Genomic DNA, 25,405 nt, shown 5'->3' with positions numbered 1-25,405 from the left:
ATTATGTCTTCAGCAAAAAATATCAATATAAACCTTAAAATTTGGCGTCAGAAAAACGCTAAAACAAAAGGTAGCATGGAAACTTATAAATTGGATAATGTTTCTACTGCAAGTTCGTTCTTGGAAATGTTAGACCAATTGAACGAACAGTTAATTAGCGAAAGAAAAGAACCGGTTGCTTTCGATCATGACTGTCGTGAGGGAATCTGCGGGATGTGTTCGTTATATATCAACGGACGCGCTCACGGACCGGATACAGGAATCACAACGTGTCAGTTGCACATGCGTATGTTCAACGATGGAGACACGATTTATATCGAGCCATGGAGAAGTAAAGCCTTCCCGGTAATCAAAGATTTAGTGGTTGACAGAACGGCTTTCGACAGAATCCAGCAAGCGGGTGGTTTCGTTTCAGTAAATACCTCAGGAAACACTATCGATGCTAACGCTACTCCAATTCCTAAAGACGATGCAGACAAAGCGTTTGAAGCTGCTGCTTGTATCGGATGTGGCGCTTGTGTGGCTACGTGTAAAAACGGTTCAGCGATGTTATTCGTTGGAGCAAAAGTATCTCAGTATGCTTTGTTGCCGCAAGGTAAGGTGGAAGCTGCAACACGTGTTTTAAACATGGTGCGTCAGATGGATGAAGAAGGATTCGGTAACTGTACCAATACCGGGGCATGTGAAGTAGAATGTCCGAAAGGAATTTCTTTGGAGAATATCGCGCGTATGAACCGTGAGTTCCTTAAAGCAAGTTTAAAATAAACAAAGTCTGGTATGAAAAAGTTTTTGACACTAATGCTTGTGGCTGCATTTGCAGTTTCATGCAATTCTGACGATGATAATTCCGGAGGAGGAAATCCTTCAACATCTCCGATGACAGCTACAGTTGATGGTCAGGCTTATTCAATGGGACCGGAAATTGGTGGCAATTACAGTGATCCTTCAGGAGGAATGTTCGGATCGGATTATCAATTGTTGGAAGGACATAAAGTGGTAAATGTTGTTGGGACATTGAACGGCAAAGAACCACTGATTTCATATGATTATTACATCCGATTGGCTATTCCGAAAATCGGGATCAGTGAAGGAAGCTATGGTTTTAGCAACGTACAATTACCCGATGGTTATTTTGCCGATTTGGAAATTAAGTCGGATTCGGCCGGTGAAGGTGAGGATGAAGATACGGCCGGCGGTAGTATTGAGATTACCAGTTGGGATGCCACCACAAATAGATTGAAAGGAACTTTTCAGTTCAGGACCAATGATGGTGTGACGGCTACACAAACACATCTTGTTAGTGGTTCATTCAATTATATTTTAACAGACAATTAAACCTTATTATAGGTAAAATTTTATAAAACGCATCCGGCACTGTTGGATGCGTTTTTTGTTTTTATTACTTTTAACAAAAAGAAAAGTTCAGCTATGCAAATTTCAATTATCCAGGCACCTCTTTTTTGGGAAAATCCCGAAGTTAACCGTAATTACTTTTCGGCCAAGATTCAAATCCTTCCAGAGGAAACATTGTTAGTCGTGTTACCGGAAATGTTTACCTCCGGATTCACCATGAATCCACACGAAGTAGCGGAGGATATGAACGGTGAGACGGTGCAGTGGATGAAAGCAACAGCTGCGAACAGAAACATCGCCATTACCGGAAGCGTGATCATCCGCGAAGACGGTAATTATTATAACCGGCTGCTGTTTGTATTTCCGACCGGTGAAATTGAATATTATGACAAACGCCACTTGTTTTCTTTAGCCGGCGAAGATAAAGTCTATACCAAGGGGAATGAACGAAAGATCATCAATTATCTGGGCTGGCGTATTTGTCCGCTCATATGTTATGATTTACGCTTCCCTGTTTTTTCCCGCTTTGATGACGATTACGATTTACTCATCTATGTTGCCAATTGGCCGCAGCCAAGAATTAATGCATGGGATACGCTGTTAAGAGCCCGCGCCATTGAAAATATGACCTATGTGATTGGGGTGAACCGGGTAGGCGAAGATGAAAATGACAACAACTATCCTGGGCATTCCCAAATTTTGGATTATCTGGGTGCTTATATGATTGAGCCTTCCGAAAAAGAGATGGTTTTTTCCGTTCGTCTGGATAAAGAGCTGATGCTGGCTAACCGAAACAAATTCGGGTTCTTAAGGGACCGCGATAGTTTTAGTTTGACAGATTGAAAGTTTCGTCCATAAACCAATTGGCATGAACATCGATTGGTTTTGGAAAGTAAATTACTTCCTCAGCTTGTCTTTTTTCAAGGAAATTCCCTGAAGTCCATTCGCCGTCCTTGTTGTCATCATAAATAATACGAACAGTGTACTTTTCGGGTTCCAATGCCTCAAAATTTATGACGGTTTCCTTTTCGGAATAAGTAGAGACCAATACTTTTTCCTTGGCATCCAGTAATTGTATGATGATGGGGAATCGTTTTACATTTTCCAGATTCAGTTTTATAGTGCCATAATCGGCTAAGCTTTTTGTGCTGAGGGAAAACTGTAAGGAATCGTTTTCTTTCTCATAGAAATCTTTTATAGCCCCCGGGAGCAATCGGATATTGTATTTCTGATTCTCTTCCCTCTTAAAGTCAAGGGTGATTTCCTGATCCATTTCCCTGTAATCCGCTGTAAAAGGAACGGCAATGGTGTCTTTTTTGGTCACGCGAATTTTGGTGGGATCGACTTTAGACAAAGGTACTGAGGTAGTCAGGACGAAAGGTTCCCTGAAAGACAACGTTCCCCTTTGTTTGGTATTGATATTCAACGTGTCAATAGCTTTCATTTCCTTAAGTCTCGAGGTGAAAGTTTTTGAGTAATTGTCATTGGTTACATCAATTTGAAGGGAATCGGCCTTAATTCTCGGAATCCAGATCTGCAACGAATCTTTTCCGGGAAAATGCGTTATTTTCGATGGAATTACTTCAGTTTCTTTACGGACCGTTACTTGCGTGTTTTTCGGATTTCCTTCATAGCCCATAAGCAATCGGTTGCTGCTGACCTGTGCAGGTTTATTGGCCTTAAAAGCCCGCTTCTCTTTAAATAATTCCAACTGGTATAAGGTATCGGTCGGAACTGTGATTTCCTGGTTTAAAAATCCTATTTTGTCTTCCTTCGGATCAAATTTGTAGTTGTTATTGTGGTCTTTCAGGGCTATTAAGCGGTATTTTCCTGGTTTAAGGTTTTCAAAAGCATAAGCTTTTAAACTGTCCAACGTATTGGTAACATAATGTGGTGGTTTCTTATACACAGTAGAATCAGTGTAAGTTTCCGCTTCATAAAGTCCAACAGTAACAAAGTTATCCGGCTTTTTGGAATAAGCATCTTTAATTGTTCCGCCTAATTTTAATGAATCGATATAGCTTCCGGTGGAAAAGACATATTTAAACTGTGAATACGGATTTCCTTCGTTATTGTCCGTTATACTTTGGCCGAAGTTAAAGCTATAAGTAGTATTGGCCTGAAGCGTGTCCAGTATTTTTATGGTGATGAATTTGCTCGCGCTGCCCATTGGTACAATTGTCGGAGCATTTTTCATCGGTGGTGAAATGATAAGTTGTTTGTTGATGTCTTTAATTTTGATGTACTCGTCAAAATTTATTTTGATGAAGTTTCCATTAAAGTTTGTACTGAAATTCTTAGGCGCGCTGCTGATGATCCTTGGAGGAATAGTGTCTTTTGCTCCGCCGCTAATGGTGCCTCTTTTAGCGCAACTGGTCGCGATGATAGAAAGAAAAAGAACAAATAGTATATACTTTGATTTTAACATCCTGAATTTCATTTAACAGTACAAAATAACAATTATATTTAGAGGAAATAAAATGTTTTCTCAAAATTATGAATGGGCGAACGCGATCGTAACGATGCTTACTCTTGCCCCCGGTATTTTCAAAAGCGCTTTTCCGCAAGCTTCAAGAGTGGCGCCGCTTGTTATTACATCGTCGATCAGTAAAAAATGTTTTCCGTGCTCATTTTCGGAATAATTTACATCAAAAAGAGATTGGTTTACTTCGGTTCTTCCCAAAAGATTTTTTTTGGTTTGCGTTTTAGAATAGAGGTTCCGGATTAGCAGCTTGTCGTCGAACGGAATTGAAAGGCTGTCGGATAAGATGGAGCCGAATTGCGTTACCTGATTGTAACCTCTTTCCCGAAGTCGTTTTTTATGAAGCGGAACCGGGATTATGACGTCAAATTTTTCGGCCAGGTGGATTTTCGAAAGTTCGTCTCCGTAAATCATTCCAAAAAAAGAACCCACTTCTTCAGCGACTTTATATTTTAAGTTATGGATCAGTTGTTGTACAATGCCTTTTTTGTGGAAGTATACAATGGAGGAGGCATGAATTAAAGGAAGCCTGCCGTAAAATTTTTTAAAGGTTTCGTTGTCCCTCACCAAATGATGATTAGTGTAAGGTAAATCATGCCGGCACTTCGAACAGATTACAGTTTCATTGTTTAACAAATGGTTATTACATCCGTTACAAATTGACGGAAAGAGCAGTTTAATCAGGTTTTTTATCATTTCATCGATTTTTTTACTTAAATATTTAAAAAATTGTTAAATTCGAAATCATTACTTTTCACAATGCCACAGAATAAATTACTATACTTTACTACCTTCAGTATTGGGTTTCTTGCAGTAGGATTGATAACGGTTTCTTTCAAATTGTACGATTTTTCCTTAAAAAATGAAGAGCTCAAAGATAAACTAACTTTAGAAAAATCAATACATCAGAATCAGATTTCGGAGATATTGAAAAGGTATGATTCCTTAAATAAGGATTATGCCGATAAAATTGCGGAAGCAAAAAAACTTTCGGCTGTCCAGTATGAAGTTTTACCTGCCAAACCTATCTTAAATTCCGTAAGCAAACCGATTTTGAAAAAAGAGCAAGAGAAACTGAACGCCGTAAATATCAGTGCCCGCGGAGTTCGTTTAATTTCCAATGATGTGGTTGAAACCACGGTATCTTCGAAGATCGATCAGGTGCGTGTCCGTTTTACTTTGGAAGAAAATAAAGACATCGAATCCGGCATTAAAAAGATCTTTATCCAGGTAACCAATCCAAAACACCGCTTCCTTACTCTGAAAGGCAAGTCGGATACCCAATTAGCCAAGGAGATTTATTACGACAGACTGAATACGGATGCCTGCGTCTTTTTAGATTTGTATCAATACCAACTGATTGTTGGGGATTATAAAATCAATCTTATCTGCGACGGGCAGGTTATCGGTTCCACCAATTTCAGAGTGAATTAAAAATCTTCCAAAAAGATAGTTTTCCGACTATTTTTTCCCGACCTATTTTTATACTTTTGCGTCACTATGGCAAAACAAGAAGACTTATTTAAGAATGTGGTTTCGCATGCAAAAGAGTATGGATTTATTTTCCAGTCTAGCGAGATTTACGATGGTTTAAGCGCTGTATACGACTATGCGCAAAACGGCGTTGAATTAAAGAAAAATATCAGAGACTATTGGTGGAAATCAATGGTGCAGATGCATGAGAATATTGTGGGTATCGATGCCGCAATTTTCATGCACCCTACGGCATGGAAGGCCTCCGGACACGTGGACGCTTTCAATGATCCGTTGATTGACAACAAAGACTCTAAAAAAAGATACCGTGCCGATGTTTTAATTGAAGATTATGCCGAAAAATTAAACCAGAAAGCACAAAAAGAAATCGAAAAAGCGAGAGGCCGTTTTGGCGACGCTTTTAACGAACAGGAATTTGTAACCACTAATGCCCGTGTTGTAGAATATCTTTCAAAAAAGAAAGAAATTTTAGAAAGGATGGCGCGTTCACTGGAAACCGAAAACCTGGCCGATGTAAAAGCATTGATCGAAGAGTTGGAGATCGCCGATCCGGAAACCGGTTCAAAAAACTGGACGGAAGTACGTCAGTTCAACCTGATGTTCGGAACGAAATTAGGCGCTTCTGCCGATTCTGCTATGGACTTATATTTGCGTCCCGAAACCGCGCAGGGGATTTTCGTAAACTTCCTTAACGTTCAGAAAACAGGGCGTATGAAAATTCCTTTCGGAATCGCCCAAACGGGTAAAGCGTTCCGTAATGAGATCGTGGCACGTCAGTTTATTTTCCGTATGCGTGAATTCGAACAAATGGAAATGCAGTTTTTCGTTCGTCCGGGCGAGGAGATGAAATATTACGACTACTGGAAAGAAACGCGTCTGAAATGGCATTTGTCACTTGGTTTAGGGAAAGAGAATTACCGCTTCCACGATCATGAGAAATTGGCTCATTACGCTAACGCAGCGGCCGATATCGAGTTCAACTTCCCATTCGGATTTAAGGAACTGGAAGGAATTCACTCAAGAACCGACTTCGATTTGAAGGCACACGAACAGTTCTCAGGTAAAAAAATGCAGTATTTCGATACGGAATTAAATCAAAATTACACGCCTTATGTAGTGGAAACTTCGGTTGGTTTGGATCGTATGTTCCTGGCTGTTTTCTCGAATTCTTTGAAAGAAGAAACTTTGGAAGACGGAAGTACAAGAACCGTTCTCCGTTTACCAAGTGTGCTAGCACCAACGAAAGCAGCTGTTTTACCATTGGTGAAAAAAGACGGTTTACCGGAAGTGGCAAGACAAATCATTGAAGATTTGAAATGGGATTTCAACGTTGCTTACGATGAGAAAGATGCAGTAGGCCGTCGTTACAGAAGACAGGACGCTTTAGGTACTCCTTTCTGTATCACGGTAGATCATCAGACATTGGAAGATCAAACGGTTACAATCCGTCACAGGGATTCGATGCAGCAAGATCGAGTGAAAATTGAAGAATTACGTAGTATTATCAATAGTGAGGTTTCCATGAGAAACTGGTTGATGAAGATGTAATTTTATTCAAATATTAAAAAGGCTTTCCAATCGGAAAGCCTTTTTTTGTTTTATTCTTTTTCGCTCATGGCGTCCCAGCCTCTCGCTTTCAATTCGATTCTTGTATTGGCACGTGTTACCAGATGAACTCCTTCACTCGGTTGTGTCATGTGACCAATTACCGTAAAATTAGGATTCCCTTTGATTTTATCGTAATCCTCCATTTTTATGGTGAACAGCAACTCGTAATCTTCCCCGCCGTTAATGGCAACTGTGGTACTGTCGATGTTGAATTCCTCACATACATTGATCAACTGCGGATCCAACGGTAATTTTTCTTCAAATAAATTACAGCCCACATTCGATTGTTTGCATAAATGCATAATCTCAGAAGATAATCCGTCTGAAATATCAATCATGGAGGTTGGTTTGATTTCTAGTTTCTCCAGAATTTCACGTACGTCAACTCGAGCTTCCGGTTTCAGTTGACGTTCTATCAGATAAGTGTACTCGTCCAAATCCGGTTGGCTGTTCGGATTAACTAAAAAGACCTGCTTCTCACGTTCCAAAACCTGAAGCCCCATATAAGCCGCTCCAACATCTCCGGAAACGACCAATAAGTCTTTCACACCGGCACCATTTCGGTAAACGATTTCGTCTCCGTTAGCTTCTCCTATTGCGGTTACAGAAATAATAAGTCCTTTTTGGGAAGATGTGGTATCACCACCAATGACATCAACGCCGTACACTTTAGAAGCGATCGCAATTCCTGAAAACAATTCCTCCAATGCTTCCAGCGGAAAACGATTCGATACTGCAATGGAAACTGTAATCTGTGTTGCCTTGGCATTCATAGCACATATGTCGGAAACATTTGCAGAAACTGCTTTATAGCCAAGGTGCTTTAAGGGCATATAAGCCAAATCAAAATGGACGCCTTCTATCAATAGATCGGTAGAAACGATGGTTTTTTTGCCTTTGAAATCCAACACAGCGGCATCATCGCCAATTCCTTTTAGTGTGGAAGGTTGCGTGATTTCAAACTGTTTAGTCAGATGGTCTATCAAACCAAATTCACCCAACTGGGTAATACTGGTTCGTTGTTGGTTTTTGTCTTCTATCATTTTTGTAAAGTTGCTGAGTTGCAAAGGTACAAAGGTACAAAGTTGCTTAGTTGTTCAAACAAAAAGTTTAAAAGGTTTAGCCCAAAGAAAAAACTCGACTACTTGCGCAATCGGGTTTTGACTTATCGTTTCATACTGAAGTGCGATCTGAATTCACGATCTTCATCGTTGAGTTTGTAAAATACCTGGAACCAATAGTCGGTCGAAGGAAGTGGATTTCCGTTGTACATACCGTCCCATCCCGGACCATTCGGGTAAATCTGCGTAATCAATTTTCCGAAACGATCATAAATATTGATTATTGCTTCGGACTGGTTCTTCAAATCCGAGATATTCCACTCGTCATTAATCCCGTCGCCATTTGGAGTGAAGAAATTCGGATAGTGCAATACAGTAGCCATCACCATAAAATCACCACAACTTGCCGGTGAAACATCTCTAATGTAAACCGTATGATCGCCGGAAGCTACATTATAAAATACGTTGCCGGATTGGAATGGGCCGTTTGGACTGTCCAATGAGAATTCATAAGTACCATAACCACCGGTAATATTTACGATCAGATCTATTTGATTTTGGAAAGCTCCGGTCAGGGTAACGGTTGCTGTTGCGCGACTGGATTTGGTAATCACCACCTGCGTGTCTTTGTAATTACAATTTGCCCCTACACTCGGAATAAGTTTTGTAAAGCGTACATCATACGTGCCTTCCTGAGTAAAGGTATACGACGGTCCTGCACTCATAAGCGTGCTTCCCAAATACCAATCTACCGTGTATATTGCCGGGTTTAGTCCGGTATTTATGGTATACGGTCGAATCGTTTGGTTGTTTATAGGATCCACGCAAATGGTGCCATCCGGGAAATCAATGTCCAGTAAAGGATGAACCGTAAATGTAAATTGCGTTTCATCATGGCAATTCGCATTGTTGGTAGCTGTCGCATAAACGTATACGGTGTAAGTGCCGGCCGTTGAATAGGTGTAATCTGCCGGGGAGATCAGTCCGACACCTCCCGCTTGCGAATAGTAATTGACATTATAAGGGACTGTTGGCAAGGCAGGTAAGGTATAGCTTCCACATTCTTCGTTATCAAATGTTAATGCAGGTAATGCCGGAGTATCTGAAACGGTGATGATAAATGATTTTTCTTCAATACAGGTTATCCCAAATCGGCCGGCGTTTACGGCATACACATAAACGGTCACGGGTGTGTTGGCCGATGTGAAAAGTGTTCCGTTCGGAACCGGATTGACTCCATTTGCATTATAAAAATAGCCAATGCTGTAATTGTTGGAGGATTGTGGTGGAACATGCGTCAGAACCGGTAAAGTGTAGCTGTCGCAAACGGCTACATCCAGATAATTGGGCAGATTTATTCCGTTGAAATAAACTTCGAAAGGTTTATCGAACACGCAACCGGTTGCCGAATCAATATTATACATATAGAAAGTATTGTCCGTGCTGAAAACATCCGTGGCATTAACTGGTGTTCCCGAACCGTTAGGGCCTCCTGGAGCAGTATACACCGTTCCGTTTGTTGGTGTCGGAATGCTGTACGGAGTACATTCAATTCGGTTTATTGGTTCATCGGTTACCGGATACGGATTTATGTTGATGGTGAAGTTAGTTTCATTAACACAGCCATTGCCATTCGGACCATTGTAAATATAATAGGTTCCCGGCGGTAAACTGGTTCCGGATAAATCGATTACTGCTCCCGGTGTTAACGCTGTCTGTCCTGGTGTTGATGGACCTCCCGGCAACGTATAATAACTTCCGTTGGTCGGGTTAGGTAAAATAAATTCGCCACAATGCGTACCACTTGGAATGGTGTCAACCAATGGCAAAGAGTTGATAGTTATGTTGTAATTTAAGTTGTCGGTACAGTTGGGTAACGTCGTTGTACTGGCGTAATAGTAAACGATTTGTGAAGTGGTTATCGGAATGCTAGGGTCAACAACAGAGCCTCCTCCCATTGGAGCAGTATAATAGCTGCCGAAAGCTATCCCGGGTAAGGTATAACTGCCACAGGCTGCTACCGGTGTGAAAAGACCTGTGTTTACAATGTTTACCGTAAACTGGGTTTCCGCAGAGCAGACGCCCAAGTTACCATGTACGTCAGTGTAATTATTTTGATTGTAAATATAAATGGTTTGCGAATTGGTTAACGATGTTCCTGGCGTAAATATGGTCTGACCTAACGCGCTCGGTCCTCCTGATAAACTATAATAAGAACCATTGGGGATAACAGGAAGCGTGTAAGAGTTGCAGGTTGTCACATCCGGCAGGTCATCTACCAAAGGAATCGGGTGAAGGTTTATCGTAAATAGCACATCTACACATGGCTGGTTGTTTACTTCCGCATAATAATAAATATCCTGGGTTGTGGCAACTTGTGTGGCATTGGTATAAACCGTTCCGGCAGGAATCACGGTTCCCGTTCCGTTTGGTCCGCCCGGTGCTGTATAAAATGCTCCAATATTGAAAGGTGTCCCCGGAACCATGAAGCTTCCGCAATTGTCCATTGTCGGTTCATACTCGTCAATCAGATAAACATCGAAGCTACTTTGATTGGTACAGCCATTGGCGTCCGGTCCGGCGAAAATATAGTAAGTACCTGTTAAATCAATAACATCTCCTGCATTGTATTGTGTTCCGGTTCCGTTGGGACCACTATAATAAGTTCCGTTGGTAATCACCGGGAGGGTAAAACTGCTGCATTCCACCGGACTTTGAATAGTGTCCACAACTGGTAGCGGATGAACGGTGATGACAGCACTGGTTACATCAAAACAATTTGGATTGGAATTGTCCGTTAATTGCGCCCAAACTGTAATGGAAGTGCTTCCGGCAGGGATGTTGATGGAATTGCCGATACTGTTTATGCCTTGCTCTGCATCTGATTGTGTATTGTAATACGTTATAGTGTAATCAGTAGACGGTAATCCATCAAGTACATGTAAATTTACATTCAATAAATTGTAGGTCTGACCTCCAATGCTGTCGCAAGTTTCAACATTAATATTTGTACCTGCTGTTACCGCATTGGTTACGATCAAGTTGAAAGAGTACACGGCATCACAAAAGTTTCCGGTTTGAGTATTTAAGATCTTAATGTAGATGGTCTGTCCTCCTGCGCTTGAATAAGAAGTAAGGTTTCCGCTCGGAATTGGCGTATTGGCTGTAATATCCGCCAAACTTTCGTAATAGAAAACATCATATATGGCGTCGTCAATTCCTAATGGTGTTTCATCATTAGTGGTTAAATCAAAGGTGTAACTGGTGCTTCCTGTATTGCAAGTCTGCAGGTTAACAGGGGCATTTACAGCCAGATTGTTAAAAATTATGGTGTCGGTCAGTAAACAGGACGCTTTTCTGATTTCTACTGTATAAGTCCCGGGCTGGGTCACGGTATAGGTTGGATTTGTTGCTCCGGGAATCGGACTGCCGTTTAATAACCACACATAGGAAAAAGTATTGTCTAAATTGGTGTCCAGAAGAAAAGTATCACCGGTGCATATGGAACGGTCCGGACCCAATTCAAAGGTGTTATCGAAACTTCCGGCGGCAATAAATACGGCCGAATCATATTCAAAATCACCATAGTCGCCAATCACAAGTTTTAAACGGTACGGATTGTTAGGCAAAACTGTCGAAGCAGCATTTAAGACAACGGTATGTCCTCTCATGTTCAGGGCGGAGGCGGCCGGGTTATTGACATTATACACCCCGAAAAGATTCGGATTGGTGGATCCGCAGGTATTGTTGTAAATAGAATTTTTTATGTTTTTTACCGTTACCGGATTAGTGGTTCCGGGGATTACAGCCAGATTGGTTGTTATGTTCGTTGTAAGGTCGGTTAATTCAAATGCGAAAATATCGTTAGACAAACACTGAAATTGTCCGTATTCATTCGAGGCGAAAAGAAAGTCAAAGCTGAATGAACTTGAAATAGGTATAAAATCAAACTGCAAATAGGCTAAATCCACCAAGGGTACGCTTGTTCCACTGCTCGTATTACTCAGGTTCTGAAGAAAAGCATCGGTTCCCCCACCGGCAGCATTGGTATTCATATTCGCGCCGGTATACAGGCCTTGCGTGTTGGCAGCGAGTCCGTTTCGAATAATTATCCCTTCACTGATGGGGAAGGAGGATCCGTTCTTATTAAAATAAGCTACCGATTGCGCAGAAGAAGAGGAAATGTTGGAAACGGTAACACAGGAATTTCCTAATAACAGGTTGACCAGATCTGCAGGCGTGTTAGAGGAATCATCAACTGTTATCGTCTGAGAATAAGTGGTTATGCCGAGTAAAAGAAATGCTATCGATACTATTTTTTTCATTTATAAAAATCGGTTTTAGGCCCTTAAAATTAAGAATATATTCTTTTGCGGATGTTAAATAAATTGCATTGATATTGTTCTGTTCACAATGATAATGTTAAATGCAAATAAAAACAAAAAACCTGACTACTTTCGAGGTCAGGTTTCAGTTATTTAACGGAAATAAATTAATCGTTCAGTTTTAGAACCGCCATAAACGCTTCTTGCGGAATTTCTACGTTTCCTACCTGACGCATACGTTTTTTACCTTTTTTCTGTTTTTCCAACAATTTACGTTTACGGGAAATATCCCCTCCGTAACATTTTGCGGTAACGTCTTTACGCAAAGCCTTGATGGTTTCACGCGCGATGATTTTCGCGCCAATCGCAGCCTGAATCGGAATATCAAATTGTTGTCTTGGGATCAGTTCGCGCAATTTCTCACACATTTTTTTACCGATGTTGTAGGCATTGTCTTCGTGAATCAACGCCGAAAGCGCATCCACCGACTGAGCATTTAATAATACATCCAGTTTCACCAATTTCGAAGTGCGCATTCCAATCGGAGTATAATCAAACGAAGCATATCCTTTGGAAACCGTTTTCAATCGGTCGTAGAAGTCGAATACGATTTCCGCCAACGGCATATCGAAATTCAATTCCACACGCTCCGTAGTCAAATAGGTTTGGTTGGTAATCAATCCGCGTTTTTCAATACACAAACTCATAACGTTTCCTACGAAATCCGCTTTGGTAATGATGGTAGCTTTAATATATGGTTCTTCTACTCGGTCTAATTTTGAAGGTTCCGGTAAATCGGAAGGGTTGTTAACCACAAGTGCCGTTTCTGGATCTTTTTTGGTATAGGCCAAATACGATACGTTGGGAACCGTTGTAATTACGGTCATGTCGAACTCACGCTCCAAACGCTCCTGGATGATTTCCATGTGCAGCATTCCCAAGAACCCGCATCGGAAACCAAATCCTAAAGCCGCCGAACTTTCCGCGGTAAATACCAACGAAGCGTCATTCAGCTGCAGTTTTTCCATTGACGCGCGCAGGTCCTCATAGTCTTCAGTGTCCACCGGATAGATTCCGGCAAATACCATCGGTTTCACATCTTCGAAACCGTGAATCATATTGGTGGTTGGGGTTTTCGCATCGGTTAACGTATCACCCACTTTTACTTCTTTTGCTTCTTTAATCCCTGAGATCAGATAACCTACGTCACCCGCAGAAATTACGTTTTTCGGAACCTGATTCAGTTTCAGTGTTCCAATTTCATCGGCAAAATATTCGTTGCCTGTAGCCATGAATTTAATCTTCTGGCCTTTTTTGATTTCCCCGTTTTTTACTCGAAAAATAACTTCAATTCCGCGGAATGGATTGTAAACCGAGTCGAAGATCAATGCCTGTAACGGTTCGTTCGGATCGCCTTTCGGAGCAGGAATGCGTTCGATGATCGCCGCTAAGATATTCTCCACACCAAATCCGGTTTTCCCCGATGCATGGATGATGTCTTCCAGTTTACAGCCTAGTAAATCGATAATGTCGTCGCTTACTTCTTCCGGATTCGCGCTGGGCAAATCGACTTTGTTCAATACCGGAATAATTTCCAGGTCATTCTCCAAAGCAAGGTATAGGTTGGAAATCGTTTGTGCCTGAATACTTTGTGCTGCATCCACGATCAAAAGGGCGCCTTCACAAGCTGCGATGGAACGGGAAACCTCATAGGAGAAATCCACGTGGCCCGGAGTATCGATCAGGTTTAATATATATTGCTCGCCTTTGTAGGTGTATTCCATCTGAATGGCGTGACTCTTAATGGTAATCCCACGTTCACGCTCCAGGTCCATGTTGTCCAACAATTGTGCTTTTTCCTCACGCGCCGTAACGGTTTGTGTGGCACCAAGCAAACGGTCGGCCAGAGTGCTTTTCCCGTGGTCAATGTGTGCAATAATGCAGAAATTTCTAATATGCTTCATCTTCGTTCTTTGTAATTTTTTGGGCGTTTCCACAAGGGCCGGGCTTTCCGCTGTATCTTTTGTACCTCCCGATAAAAATCGGGATCCACAAAAGGATGCCGCTACAATCCCTAACGCAAACTTTCTTGACAATTCACCGGACAGCCACTGACTGCCCTTACTCTTACTACCAGATCTAACGCGACCTACCTTAAAGGTAGTGAATTAATCGGCAAATATAGTCAAAGATTTGATTTAAAAGGGAAGCTTAACAAATTACGTTAAATTCAGAATTCAGGTTAATCGGTTTCTTCTTTTTCGATTACTTCATTGTCGGGCTTTGCGGTATTTGGCAAAACAGTTACTTCTTTTTCCTTTTCGGACTGTTCAACATACACCGCATAATCCGAAGGGTGAATCCTTGCGCCCATATATTCCGCATAAATTTTTGTGAATTCTGCCCCAAAATATAAAATAGCTGCGGTATAATAGACCCAAACCAGAATAATGATCAACGATCCTGCTGCGCCATACGCCGACCCGGTACTCGTAACATCGATATAGATGCCTATCAAAAAGCGGCCTAACATGAAAAGACATGCGGTAAAAAATGCGCCGGATCTAACGTCCTTCCAGGAAATTTTTGCATCCGGGAGTACTTTGAAAATCACGCCAAAAAGCGTCGTAATAACCGCAAAACTGACCAATATGTTGGCGATTTCAAAAATAATAAGCGTAATGCTGGGAAAATAGTATTTCAGCCAGTCACTTAATGCCAACAGAATTCCGTTTATCAATAACGACACAATGAGTAGGAACCCAAGGCCGATAATCAAAGAAGAAGAAAGTAATCTGTCCTTGATGAGTTTCAGCCAACCCCGTTGCGGTTTTGCCTTTAATTTCCAGATGATATTGATGGAATCCTGGATTTCTGCAAAGACACTTGTCGCTCCGATGAGTAAAATGACGCCGCTAACCACCATCGCTGCATTTGTTTCACCCGAAAGTTCCATGTTTCGGATAACCTCCTGAATCTGGGCTGCAGCGGCATTGCCCATCAATCCGTTTATTTCTTTAAAAATCTGGCCCTGAACCGCCTCGCGTCCAAAGAAAATGCTTGTAAGTGAAACGATTAATAATAAGAGAGGCGCCAATGAAAAAACGGTATAGTAGGAGAGGGAGGCGCTCAGTTTTAATGCCCGGTCATCGATAAATCCCCGGAAAGTATCTTTCAGGATCCTGAAAGCAACGCTGATATTGACTCTCTTTTCCATACTCCTGTTTTTAACAAAGTTAGGTCGTAAAAACCAAAAGGAGCTATAAAATTCTATAATTCTCTTTCGAAATTATTGGTTTTCTGCTTGTTATAGCTTTCGGGGATTGATTTGGGTTTAATATAAAATTCGTAATTTTGCACCAAAATGAAGAAGATGGTCAAGATTGGCAACATAGAATTACCTGATTTCCCTTTGTTACTCGCGCCTATGGAAGACGTGAGTGATCCACCGTTTCGTCGTTTATGCAAGCAGCACGGCGCCGATCTGATGTACTCGGAATTTATTTCCAGCGAAGGACTGATCCGTGATGCCATGAAAAGCAAAAAGAAGCTCGACATTTTTGATTATGAGCGTCCCGTAGGGATTCAGATTTTCGGCGGTGATGAGGAAGCGATGGAAATGTCGGCCAAAATTGTCGACACCGTTCAGCCTGATTTAGTGGATATCAATTTTGGATGTCCGGTAAAAAAAGTGGTATGCAAAGGCGCCGGTGCCGGAGTATTGAAGGATGTGGATCTAATGGTGCGTCTGACCAAAGCTGTAATTAAAGGAACAAACCTTCCGGTAACGGTAAAAACCCGTTTGGGTTGGGATCATGATTCCATCAATATCGATGAAGTTGCCGAAAGATTACAGGATGTAGGTGTCCAGGCGTTAACGATCCATGGTCGTACCCGTGCCCAGATGTATAAAGGACATTCCGACTGGTCGCATATCGAAAGAGTGAAAAACAATCCGCGTATCACCATGCCTATTTTCGGAAACGGCGATATTGATTCCCCTGAAAAAGCGTTGGAATACAAAAACAAATACGGTTTGGACGGAATCATGATCGGTCGTGCCGCGATTGGATATCCCTGGATTTTTGACGAGATCAAACATTACTTTAAAACTGGCGAATTACTGCCGGCTCCTGATATGGAAGCCCGAATTCAAGCCGCACAAAATCACCTTACGTGGGCTATGGAATGGAAAGGCGAGCGCGTAGGAATTGTGGAAATGCGCCGTCATTACACCAACTATTTTAAAGGAATTCATAATTTCAAGGAATACAGACAAAGATTGGTGACCAACGATCATGCTGAGGAATTGTTTAAGATTTTTGATGAAATCCGTGATGCATATTCTGACTATCAGATTGTCTAAAACTATTGTATCAGTATATGAAAAAACCCGTCTTGTTGTAAAGACGGGTTTTTTTATTACGGTCTGAATTAAATTAAACCTGTACTTTCTTCCACTTTCCTTTTTTGTAAAGCACGATGCTTGCCAATGTTATTCCTGTTTCAGCTATCGGAACAGCCATGAAAACGCCGGTCGGGCCCATTTTAAAATGTTTCGCTAGAACATAAGCAAGCGGAATCTGAAACAACCAGAATCCGAAAAAGTTAACCCACGTAGGCGTCCAGGTATCTCCGGCTCCGTTAAACGTGTTGATCAGTACCATCCCGATGCCATAAAAAACATACCCCAGACTCATGGTCTGTAAAGCTTCCACGGCAATCTTCCGTACGATCACATCATTCGAGAAAAAGGAAATAAGATATTGGGCAAATAACAAGGTAATCACCATAATGGTAGCCATGAAAATGGTGTTGTATTTGGCCGTGGTGAAAACGGATTTCTCGGCACGTTCGATCTGCTGGGCTCCTAAATTCTGTCCCACCAACGTTGCTGCAGCATTGCTTAATCCCCAAGCCGGGAGAATGAAAAACATCATAATCCGCAAAGCCGTCTGGTATCCCGCTGAACCATGATCACCTCCGGTAGTCGCTACCAACTGCGCTAAGAATATCCAACTGCAGGAAGCGATGACAAACTGTAAAACACCCGGAGCGGCAATTTTTGCGATGTTTTTTATCTGATCTAAATCGGGTATAAAATACGACGGAATAATTTTTAAGATGCCTTTTCCGTTGAACAAATGATATAACTGGTATAGTACGCCAATGCTTCGTCCGGTAGTAGTTGCCATTGCAGCGCCAATCAGTCCGAAAGCGGGAACCGGCCCCAATCCATTGATCAGAATCGGACACAAAATAATGTTACATGTGTTTGCCAGCCATAAACTTCGCATGGCAATGGCAGCATTTCCGGCACCGCGGAAGATTCCGTTGATCAGGAATAAAAGCATGATGCACAAACTTCCACCCATCATGATTCGGGTGAAATTCACACCGTAATCCGCTGCTTCTTGAGAGGCGCCCATAATTAATAAAATGTCTTTGGCATAAATAAAACCGAAGACACTGATGACCGAATTAATTACAAAGGCAATAATGATGGCCTGCATTCCTGATTTGGCTGCGGCAACCGGGTCCTTTTCGCCAATTCGTCGTGCGACTACCGCTGTAGCTGCCATACTGATTCCGATTGCCAGAGAGTAAATAATAGTAATCACGGATTCAGTAAGACCAACAGTCTGTATGGCAAAACTACTGTGTTCCAAATGACCGACGAAATATAAATCGACCAAAGCGAACACCGATTCCATCATCATTTCCAAAACCATCGGAATGGCTAAGAGGATTACGGCTTTTTTAATGCTTCCGCTGGTGTAATCAAAGGAGTCATCTCCTTTTATAGCGGTCTTTAAAGTATTGAATATTCTTGAAAAAGTAGAATTTTTTGATGTATTTGTCATGATAAAAAGGATAAAATGAATAAAGCCGGATTGATAAATCCGGATAAGGTTGAAATGTCCTAATTATCTCAGTGAAAATAAGTAAGGACTAGACAAAAACAATCATGGGCGTTCCGTTTGTTGAAAAGCAAATATAAAAATTAATTTGAAAGCTGTGTGTTAATCCAGTAGACTTTTGCCTACACGACTTGATGCGATCCAGGAAGCCGTCAGTCCTAATATACCGATGGTTCCAAGCACAATGATTACGTTTAGGGTCTCAAATTGGATGGGATAAGCCATAGATGGCGTAATCATAATCAGCGCATATTTCTTTTGCAGAAAAACAAAGAACATGCCTAAAAATAGTCCGATGATTCCCCCAACGCAGGTCAGTAAACTTCCCTGGAGTAGAAAAACCGCTCTCAGGTGACGGATTTCAGCACCTAAATTGAAAAGGGTTTTCAGATTGGCTCTTTTATCGAGAATCATCATAATCAAAGCGCCTACTAAATTAAACAAGGCTACTATAATGACTAAAGTAAAGATCAGATAAACGGCAATGTTTTCAGTGTTAAGCATTTTGTACAAACTGTCATTTAATTGCGCTCTGGTTTTTACTGATACTTTGTTGTTAAAGAGGGTTTGCAGTTCTTCCATCGTTTCTTCTTCCGAAGCGGATGGTTTCAGTTTTACTTCGATGGAAGTAATCTGATTGGATTGGTATTGCAGTAATTCCTGCGTCAGGCCTAAATCGGCAAAAACGAATTTTTTATCCAGATCATCATTGATGGCATAAATGCCGGCAGGAGTTAAGGGCGATTCATTAAATGCTTCTTCCGGATTTTCAATGGTTCCTTTGCCGGGTTTGGGAACGAAAACCTCAAAAACATTATTAAAATCAAAAAGTCCCATGGAAAGTTTGTTGGCGATGCCATAACCTATGACTACCTGTGAAGTGTTGGGTTTAAGCCATTGTCCGGCATAAATTTTCTTTTCGAAGGGCGTCGTTTTTTTGAAAATACTGTCAACGCCTTTTAAATATGCTACTTCCTGCTTTTCGTTGAAAGAAAACAGAACGCGTTCTTCAATGGTCTTGCTGTAAAACGCAATGTTTTTGGACTGCTTCAGTTTGCTTTCCTGTTGAGGAGTGATCAGCATCGATTTACCGACGGAATTAGCAACCTTTAAATCAGGATCGGTTTCATTGGCAAAAGAAAGGCTGAAATCCCGAAGACCGCTAAATACGGACAACACCACAAAGAGCGCCATGGAACTCACGATTATGCCAAGCGCAGCAATGCCGGTAATGATATTGATGGCAGTGCTTTTGCTGAAACTGATCGTGTAACGGCGCGCTATGTAAAACGGGAAATTCAATTCTTAGGATTTCTTTCTTCGTGCTAAAAGATCTCTGTTCTCAATCGGATTTTCATCGCCTTTAAGAGCGTTGTCGATCTTTTCAATATAATCCAAACTGTCGTCGATGTAAAAAACCAGATTCGGAACCCGACGTAATTGCTGTTTAACGCGTTGTGCTAAATCGTGTTTTATCAGCGGCGTATTCGTACGGATCGCTGTTAAAAGTTCCGGTCCTTTGTCTACCGGGAAAATGCTTAAATATACTTTTGCGATTGATAAGTCTGAGGTTACATTTACTTTCGATACGGAAATAATCAGATTGCTGATTCCGTTTTTACGTACCTCTCCCTGCAAAATATCCACCAAATCTTTTTGCAAAAGCGTTCCTATCTTTTTTTGTCTGTTTGTTTCCATGCTGCAAAAATACGATTTTTTTAAGTTATATATAAATAGGAGTAAACGGTCGGCGATTTTTCGGAAGTCTTTTCTTGTTTATTGGTCGGTTTGTATGCAAAAACGGTTTTGATTTTTGTGAACATTGTAAAAACTTTTGCGACCTTTGTAGTTCAATAAGAAAGCATGAGAAAAATTGAGCACATAGGAATTGCGGTAAAGGATTTGGAGACATCCAATCTGATTTTTGAAAAATTGTTCGGAGCACCGGCTTACAAACAGGAAGAGGTAGCAAGCGAAGGAGTGAAAACTTCTTTTTTTATGAATGGTCCCAATAAAATTGAATTATTGGAAGCTACATATCCGGAAAGCCCGATTGCGAAATTTATTGACAAAAAAGGAGAAGGCATCCATCATATTGCATTTGATGTGGAAGATATCGTTGCGGAAATTGCTCGTTTACAGCAAGAAGGCTTTACGGTTTTGAACGAGGTGCCTAAAAAAGGCGCTGATAACAAGCTGGTGGCTTTTCTTCATCCAAAAGGAACAAATGGAGTTTTGGTTGAATTATGTCAAGAAATCCCGAATTAATTTTTGTGGGATTAAAAAATAGTAGTAATATTGCAACCTCTAAACCGGTCCTATAGCTCAGTTGGTTAGAGCACCTGACTCATAATCAGGTGGTCCCTGGTTCGAGCCCAGGTGGGACCACAAGCATGTAAGGCCTTCTTTTTGGAAGGCTTTTTTGCTGCTTTAAAATGTCGGAAATTTTTAACGAAAGAAAAAAAAAGATTTTTAATAAAAAAACATTGTTTTGTTGAAAAAACTTATTACTTTCGTCAAAAAGGTATTGAATTGTAAATCGAATATTTAATCAATTATGTTTAACAGTGTTGATTTGATGCGATTTTAACATAATATTAAATTTTGACAGAAAAATTTAAATATTTTTTTGTCAGGAAGTTAATTTTTATATTTTTACACCCATGAAAAATAACCTACATAAGTTAATAGTGATTGTGGCTGTTTTATTAAACGCCCCAGTGGTCTTTTCCCAATCAGAGCCACCACCCCCACCGTTGCCACCCCCACCAGGATTGCCTATTGATGGAGGGCTGTTGTTGCTATTGGTAGGTGCCTTAGGATATGCGTTATATTACTTTAAAAAAAGTGCCAGTATAAAAAAAGCTTCAAAGTAATTTGAAGCTTTTTTCTTTTTCATTGTATTATTTTCTTAATTCCTGTAAGCGGGATACATATTTTCCGATAACATCAAATTCCAGATTGATTTTTGTGCCTATTTTAAAGTTTTTAAAATTGGTATGCTCCAGAGTGTATGGGATTATTGCTACGCTGAATTCATTTTTCTTTGAATTAACAACCGTTAGGCTTACGCCGTTTACGGTTATGGATCCTTTTTCGATAGTTATGTTATTTTGACTGCTGTCGTATTCAAAAGTAAAATAAATACTTCCGCCCGCATGTTCGATGTTTTTGCAGATTCCGGTTTGATCAACATGGCCCTGCACAATGTGGCCGTCCAGTCGGTCCCCTAATTTCATCGCGCGTTCTAAATTAATTGAGTCGCCAATTTCCCAGTTGCCTAAATTTGTTTTATCAATGGTTTCTTTGATGGCGGTAACCGTATAGCTGTCGTTCGTAATTTTTACTACCGTTAAACAGATGCCGTTGTGAGCAACACTCTGGTCAATTTTCAGTTCATTTGTAATTGTGGAGTTGACGGTTACGTGAATATTGTTGTTTTCTTTCTCAATATCCTGAATCGTTCCAAGAGTTTCGATAATTCCTGTAAACATAAGTATTAAATTTGCTAAATTTGCACATCCAAAATTAGGAATAAATAACTAGTCAGCATGGTTAAAAAAGCAGAAAATATAATTGTAGGGATTTCTATCGGCGATTTGAACGGTATCGGAAGCGAAGTCATTTTGAAAACTTTCGAGGATACGCGAATGCTTGAACTTTGCACGCCGGTTATTTTCGGGAATGTCAAAATTCTTTCTTTTTTAAAGAAGACATTGAATTTGGAATCGAATTTGCACGGAATCGATAAGCTGGAGCAATTGGTGTTTGGGAAGATCAATGTCTTGAACGTTTGGCGCGAGGGCGTGAATCTGCAATTTGGTGTTAACGATGAAAATATTGGTAAATATGCCATAAAATCGTTTACGGCGGCAACTCAGGCGCTGAAAGAAGGATTGGTCGATGTTTTGGTAACGGCACCTATTAATAAGTATAATATACAGTCGGAGGATTTTCATTTTCCCGGACATACGGATTATCTGAATCAGGAATTGGAAGGCAATGCTTTAATGCTGATGGTTCAGGATACGTTGCGTGTTGGATTGCTAACGGATCACGTGCCGGTAAATGAGGTTTCGAAACATCTGACAGAAGCATTGATCCGAACCAAATTGGAGACGGTCAATAAAACACTTATTGAAGATTTTGGAATCACCCGACCTAAAATTGCAGTGTTAGGCTTAAATCCGCACTGTGGTGATCACGGTGTAATCGGTAAGGAAGATGATGAGGTGATCGTGCCGGCGCTGAAAAAATTATTTGAAGAAGGAATTATGGTTTTCGGACCGTTTTCGGCGGACAGTTTCTTCGGATCAGGACAATATGAAAAATATGATGCGGTTATTGCGGCCTATCACGATCAGGGATTGATTCCGTTTAAAACATTGTCTTTTGGTAAAGGAGTTAATTACACTGCCGGATTAAATAAAATACGTACGTCACCGGATCATGGAACGGCTTATGAAATTGCAGGAAAGGGTGAGGCGGATTTTAATTCATTTAAGGAAGCGGTTTACCTGGCGCTGGATGTGTTTCATAACCGAAACGAATATAAGGAGTTGATTAAAAATCCCTTAAAACCGAAACAAAAGCAGTTATAAACAAAAAAATGTTTACAACTCGTTTGGATTTACAATAATTTTATATCTTTGCACGCTCAAAACTGTTGGTATGAATATTCAGAAAGATTTTTTAATCCCGTTTGTGGGGTTGAAGTTGGGGAAACATCAGTTTGATTATCAAATAGGTAAGGAGTTCTTTGAGAGCTTTGAATTTGACGAATATAATGACGTTAATATCAAAGTGGATCTGGTTTTGGACAAGAAAAGCACTATGCTGGAGCTTGTATTTAAACACAAGGGTACGGTTAACGTGGCATGTGATAAGACCGGAGAAGAATTTGATTTGCCCATTAAAGGAAAGCTGAATCTAATTGTGAAATTTGGGGATGCTTTCAATAATGAAAATGATGAAATGCTGGTTTTGCCACATGGTGAATTCCAGGTAGATGTGGCTCAGTATATCTATGAGATGATTGTGCTTTCGGTACCTTCGAAGCGCATTCACCCCGGAGTAAAAGACGGGACATTGAAAACTGAGGCAATTGAAAAACTGAATGAACTGGCTCCGAAAGAGCATCATAAAGAAGAAGAAAATAATGATCCCCGTTGGGATAAATTAAAACAACTATTAACGGATAAATAATATAGTAAGATGGCACATCCTAAGAGAAAAACCTCGAAAACAAGAAGAGATAAGAGAAGAACGCACTATAAAGCGACAACTCCTCAAATTGCAACATGTCCTGTAACAGGAGAAGCACATTTATACCACAGAGCATACTGGCATGAAGGTAAAATGTACTACAGAGGTCAAGTTGTTATTGACAAACAAGTAGCGGAGGCTTAATCCGAAAAATGAATAGAGAAAACTCTCACTGTGTGGGAGTTTTTTTTTGTTGAACCTATTGAAAGTAAATTAAATAGGGATAAAAGAATATAGGTGTGGGATTTTTTTCGTAATTTCCACCACTTTTTGAAATCACTTTTTTCAGGAAGAAAAATACAACTTTTATGAATAAAATATCAGCCGCTATTACAGCAGTGGGAGCCTATGTTCCGGACTTTGTGTTATCAAACCAGGTGCTGGAAACAATGGTGGATACCAATGACGAGTGGATTACTTCTCGTACCGGAATCAAAGAAAGAAGAATGCTAAAAGAAGAAGGACAAGGTACTTCTTTCATGGCGATAAAAGCAGCACAAAACTTAATCGATAAAGCAGGAATTGATCCAAAAGATATCGATTTGTTAATCATGGCCACAGCAACTCCGGATATGCCGGTTGCAGCCACAGGAGTGTATGTTGCCACTCAGATCGGAGCCGTAAATGCGTTTGCTTACGATCTTCATGCAGCATGTTCAAGTTTCCTTTACGGAATGTCTACCGCTTCAGCCTACATCGAATCAGGACGTTACAAAAAAGTCCTTTTGATCGGCGCCGACAAAATGTCTTCCATTATTGATTATACTGACAGAGCTACCTGTATCATCTTCGGAGATGGTGCCGGAGCCGTATTGCTTGAACCGAACACAGAAGGATTGGGCTTTCAGGATGAATTTTTGAGAAGCGACGGTATCGGGAGAGAATTCCTGAAAATCGATGCGGGCGGATCTATCTTGCCGGCTTCTGAGGAAACCGTTAAAAACAAACAGCATTATGTATTCCAGGACGGAAAAACCGTATTCAAATATGCTGTTTCCGGAATGGCAGACGTTAGCGATAAAATCATGCAGCGCAATAACTTAACCAAAGACGATGTGAATTGGTTAGTGGCTCACCAGGCCAACAAAAGAATTATTGACGCTACTGCTAACCGCATGGGCTTAGACGAGGAAAAAGTACTGGTTAACATTCAACGTTATGGAAATACAACATCGGCTACATTACCATTGTTGTTAAGTGATTTTGAAGGTCAACTTAAAAAAGGAGATAATATTATTTTTGCAGCCTTTGGAGGTGGTTTCACTTGGGGAGCTATCTACTTGAAATGGGCATATAACAAACAATAAACAACAAAACCAAATTTAGAATAGTATGGATATCAGAGAAATTCAAAACCTAATCAAATTTGTAGCAAAATCAGGTGCTACAGAAGTAAAATTAGAAATGGATGATTTTAAAATCACCATTAAAACCACTGAAGCTGGAGCAGCTGAAACAACTTACATTCAGCAAATGCCTATGCAGGCTATGCCACAGATGGCAGCACCGGTAGCAGCACCAGCGGCGGCACCAGTAGCAGCAGCACCAGTTGCAGGAGCACCGGCAGCAGATGATAATTCAAAATACATCACAATCAAATCACCAATGATCGGTACTTTCTACAGAAAGCCGTCTCCGGACAAACCAATGTTCGTGGAAGTTGGAAGCACTATCTCTAAAGGGGATGTGGTTTGTGTGATCGAAGCAATGAAATTATTCAACGAAATTGAAGCGGAAGTTTCAGGTAAAATCGTTAAAATTTTAGTTGATGACGCTTCTCCGGTAGAATTCGACCAACCTTTATTCTTAGTTGATCCATCATAAAAAGTTAGGAGTTAGAAGTTCGAAGTCAGAAGTTTTTCTTTCTTCATCTAAATTGTCTAATGGACACATTGT

At 40.7% G+C, this 25,405-nt stretch carries 23 protein-coding genes and 1 tRNA gene; 14 read left to right on the top strand and 10 right to left on the bottom strand.

Annotated elements, in window-relative coordinates:
* The first annotated feature begins 3 nt into the window (after nt 1–3).
* The 3 genes from AC3E9U_RS08310 (at nt 4) to AC3E9U_RS08300 (ending at nt 2,196) form a co-directional block, all read left to right on the top strand.
* Nucleotides 4–765, top strand: a complete 762-nt coding sequence (locus AC3E9U_RS08310; RefSeq protein WP_488746438.1) for a succinate dehydrogenase/fumarate reductase iron-sulfur subunit — start codon at nt 4–6, stop codon at nt 763–765.
* A gap of 12 nt (nt 766–777) precedes the next feature.
* Nucleotides 778–1,335, top strand: coding sequence for a hypothetical protein (locus AC3E9U_RS08305; RefSeq protein WP_488746437.1), 558 nt, complete (start codon nt 778–780; stop codon nt 1,333–1,335).
* Nucleotides 1,336–1,428: 93 nt separating this feature from the next.
* Nucleotides 1,429–2,196, top strand: coding sequence for an amidohydrolase (locus tag AC3E9U_RS08300; RefSeq protein WP_488746436.1), 768 nt, complete (start codon nt 1,429–1,431; stop codon nt 2,194–2,196).
* On the opposite strand, the gene AC3E9U_RS08295 is transcribed toward AC3E9U_RS08300, so the two are convergent.
* Both AC3E9U_RS08295 and AC3E9U_RS08290 read right to left on the bottom strand, forming a co-directional pair.
* Nucleotides 2,180–3,781, bottom strand: coding sequence for an Ig-like domain-containing domain (locus AC3E9U_RS08295; protein WP_488746435.1), 1,602 nt, complete (start codon nt 3,779–3,781; stop codon nt 2,180–2,182). The two genes, AC3E9U_RS08300 and AC3E9U_RS08295, sit on opposite strands and share 17 nt — an antisense overlap.
* A 66-nt stretch (nt 3,782–3,847) precedes the next feature.
* Nucleotides 3,848–4,531: a ComF family protein gene (locus AC3E9U_RS08290; protein ID WP_488746434.1), complete on the bottom strand. Its 684-nt coding sequence runs from the start codon at nt 4,529–4,531 to the stop codon at nt 3,848–3,850.
* A gap of 63 nt (nt 4,532–4,594) precedes the next feature.
* Here AC3E9U_RS08290 and AC3E9U_RS08285 point away from each other — a divergent pair, with 63 nt between their 5' ends.
* Both AC3E9U_RS08285 and AC3E9U_RS08280 read left to right on the top strand, forming a co-directional pair.
* Nucleotides 4,595–5,269: a hypothetical protein gene (locus AC3E9U_RS08285; protein WP_488746433.1), complete on the top strand. Its 675-nt coding sequence runs from the start codon at nt 4,595–4,597 to the stop codon at nt 5,267–5,269.
* A gap of 66 nt (nt 5,270–5,335) precedes the next feature.
* A complete protein-coding gene (locus tag AC3E9U_RS08280) occupies nt 5,336–6,877 on the top strand; it encodes a glycine--tRNA ligase (RefSeq protein WP_488746432.1) in 1,542 nt (513 codons plus the stop codon).
* Between the two features lie 50 nt (nt 6,878–6,927).
* On the opposite strand, the gene thiL is transcribed toward AC3E9U_RS08280, so the two are convergent.
* The 4 genes from thiL to AC3E9U_RS08260 all read right to left on the bottom strand — a co-directional run bounded on the left by thiL (nt 6,928) and on the right by AC3E9U_RS08260 (nt 15,540).
* Complete coding sequence (gene thiL / locus AC3E9U_RS08275; protein WP_488746431.1) at nt 6,928–7,980, bottom strand: thiamine-phosphate kinase; 1,053 nt, start codon at nt 7,978–7,980, stop codon at nt 6,928–6,930.
* A gap of 122 nt (nt 7,981–8,102) precedes the next feature.
* The gene (locus tag AC3E9U_RS08270) at nt 8,103–12,323 is read right to left on the bottom strand and encodes a T9SS type B sorting domain-containing protein (RefSeq protein ID WP_488746430.1); all 4,221 of its coding nucleotides are present in this window, start codon (nt 12,321–12,323) and stop codon (nt 8,103–8,105) included.
* Nucleotides 12,324–12,490: 167 nt separating this feature from the next.
* Nucleotides 12,491–14,287: a translation elongation factor 4 gene (gene lepA, locus AC3E9U_RS08265; RefSeq protein ID WP_488746429.1), complete on the bottom strand. Its 1,797-nt coding sequence runs from the start codon at nt 14,285–14,287 to the stop codon at nt 12,491–12,493.
* A 278-nt stretch (nt 14,288–14,565) separates the two neighbouring features.
* A complete protein-coding gene (locus tag AC3E9U_RS08260; RefSeq protein ID WP_488746428.1) occupies nt 14,566–15,540 on the bottom strand; it encodes a YihY/virulence factor BrkB family protein in 975 nt (324 codons plus the stop codon).
* 156 nt (nt 15,541–15,696) lie between these two features.
* Between AC3E9U_RS08260 and dusB the strand changes: the two genes are divergently transcribed.
* Entirely contained in the window at nt 15,697–16,689 is a 993-nt protein-coding gene (gene dusB / locus AC3E9U_RS08255; protein WP_488746427.1) for a tRNA dihydrouridine synthase DusB, read from the top strand.
* 73 nt (nt 16,690–16,762) lie between these two features.
* On the opposite strand, the gene AC3E9U_RS08250 is transcribed toward dusB, so the two are convergent.
* The 3 genes from AC3E9U_RS08250 to rbfA form a co-directional block, all read right to left on the bottom strand.
* The gene (locus tag AC3E9U_RS08250) at nt 16,763–18,187 is read right to left on the bottom strand and encodes an MATE family efflux transporter (protein WP_488746426.1); all 1,425 of its coding nucleotides are present in this window, start codon (nt 18,185–18,187) and stop codon (nt 16,763–16,765) included.
* 159 nt (nt 18,188–18,346) lie between these two features.
* The gene (locus AC3E9U_RS08245) at nt 18,347–19,546 is read right to left on the bottom strand and encodes an ABC transporter permease (protein ID WP_488746425.1); all 1,200 of its coding nucleotides are present in this window, start codon (nt 19,544–19,546) and stop codon (nt 18,347–18,349) included.
* Between the two features lie 3 nt (nt 19,547–19,549).
* Nucleotides 19,550–19,942 carry a 30S ribosome-binding factor RbfA gene (rbfA, locus tag AC3E9U_RS08240; protein ID WP_488746424.1) on the bottom strand — a complete coding sequence of 131 codons (393 nt, stop codon included), beginning with the start codon at nt 19,940–19,942 and terminating at the stop codon, nt 19,550–19,552.
* A 165-nt stretch (nt 19,943–20,107) separates the two neighbouring features.
* Between rbfA and mce the strand changes: the two genes are divergently transcribed.
* The 3 genes from mce to AC3E9U_RS08225 all read left to right on the top strand — a co-directional run bounded on the left by mce (nt 20,108) and on the right by AC3E9U_RS08225 (nt 21,120).
* Nucleotides 20,108–20,512: a methylmalonyl-CoA epimerase gene (gene mce, locus AC3E9U_RS08235; protein ID WP_488746423.1), complete on the top strand. Its 405-nt coding sequence runs from the start codon at nt 20,108–20,110 to the stop codon at nt 20,510–20,512.
* 46 nt (nt 20,513–20,558) lie between these two features.
* Nucleotides 20,559–20,632, top strand: a tRNA-Ile gene (locus tag AC3E9U_RS08230).
* A gap of 275 nt (nt 20,633–20,907) precedes the next feature.
* Nucleotides 20,908–21,120: a PID-CTERM protein-sorting domain-containing protein gene (locus AC3E9U_RS08225; RefSeq protein ID WP_488746422.1), complete on the top strand. Its 213-nt coding sequence runs from the start codon at nt 20,908–20,910 to the stop codon at nt 21,118–21,120.
* A 27-nt stretch (nt 21,121–21,147) separates the two neighbouring features.
* Here AC3E9U_RS08225 and AC3E9U_RS08220 read toward each other — a convergent pair whose 3' ends face one another.
* Nucleotides 21,148–21,738: a riboflavin synthase gene (locus AC3E9U_RS08220; protein ID WP_488746421.1), complete on the bottom strand. Its 591-nt coding sequence runs from the start codon at nt 21,736–21,738 to the stop codon at nt 21,148–21,150.
* Nucleotides 21,739–21,795: 57 nt separating this feature from the next.
* Here AC3E9U_RS08220 and pdxA point away from each other — a divergent pair, with 57 nt between their 5' ends.
* The 5 genes from pdxA (at nt 21,796) to accB (ending at nt 25,333) form a co-directional block, all read left to right on the top strand.
* Nucleotides 21,796–22,845, top strand: coding sequence for a 4-hydroxythreonine-4-phosphate dehydrogenase PdxA (gene pdxA, locus AC3E9U_RS08215; protein ID WP_488746420.1), 1,050 nt, complete (start codon nt 21,796–21,798; stop codon nt 22,843–22,845).
* A gap of 70 nt (nt 22,846–22,915) precedes the next feature.
* Nucleotides 22,916–23,449 (top strand): YceD family protein, encoded by a 534-nt coding sequence (locus tag AC3E9U_RS08210; protein WP_488746419.1) that lies wholly within the window; start codon nt 22,916–22,918, stop codon nt 23,447–23,449.
* A gap of 9 nt (nt 23,450–23,458) precedes the next feature.
* The gene (gene rpmF / locus AC3E9U_RS08205; RefSeq protein ID WP_081694205.1) at nt 23,459–23,653 is read left to right on the top strand and encodes a 50S ribosomal protein L32; all 195 of its coding nucleotides are present in this window, start codon (nt 23,459–23,461) and stop codon (nt 23,651–23,653) included.
* A gap of 164 nt (nt 23,654–23,817) precedes the next feature.
* Nucleotides 23,818–24,816 (top strand): beta-ketoacyl-ACP synthase III, encoded by a 999-nt coding sequence (locus AC3E9U_RS08200; protein WP_488746418.1) that lies wholly within the window; start codon nt 23,818–23,820, stop codon nt 24,814–24,816.
* 25 nt (nt 24,817–24,841) lie between these two features.
* Nucleotides 24,842–25,333: an acetyl-CoA carboxylase biotin carboxyl carrier protein gene (gene accB / locus AC3E9U_RS08195; RefSeq protein ID WP_488746417.1), complete on the top strand. Its 492-nt coding sequence runs from the start codon at nt 24,842–24,844 to the stop codon at nt 25,331–25,333.
* Nucleotides 25,334–25,405 lie beyond the last annotated feature (72 nt).

The sequence above is a fragment of the Flavobacterium sp. 21.1 genome, from assembly GCF_057801535.1.
The sequence above is the reverse complement of the archived record's forward strand: the minus strand, read 5'-3'. Positions and strand labels throughout refer to the sequence as shown.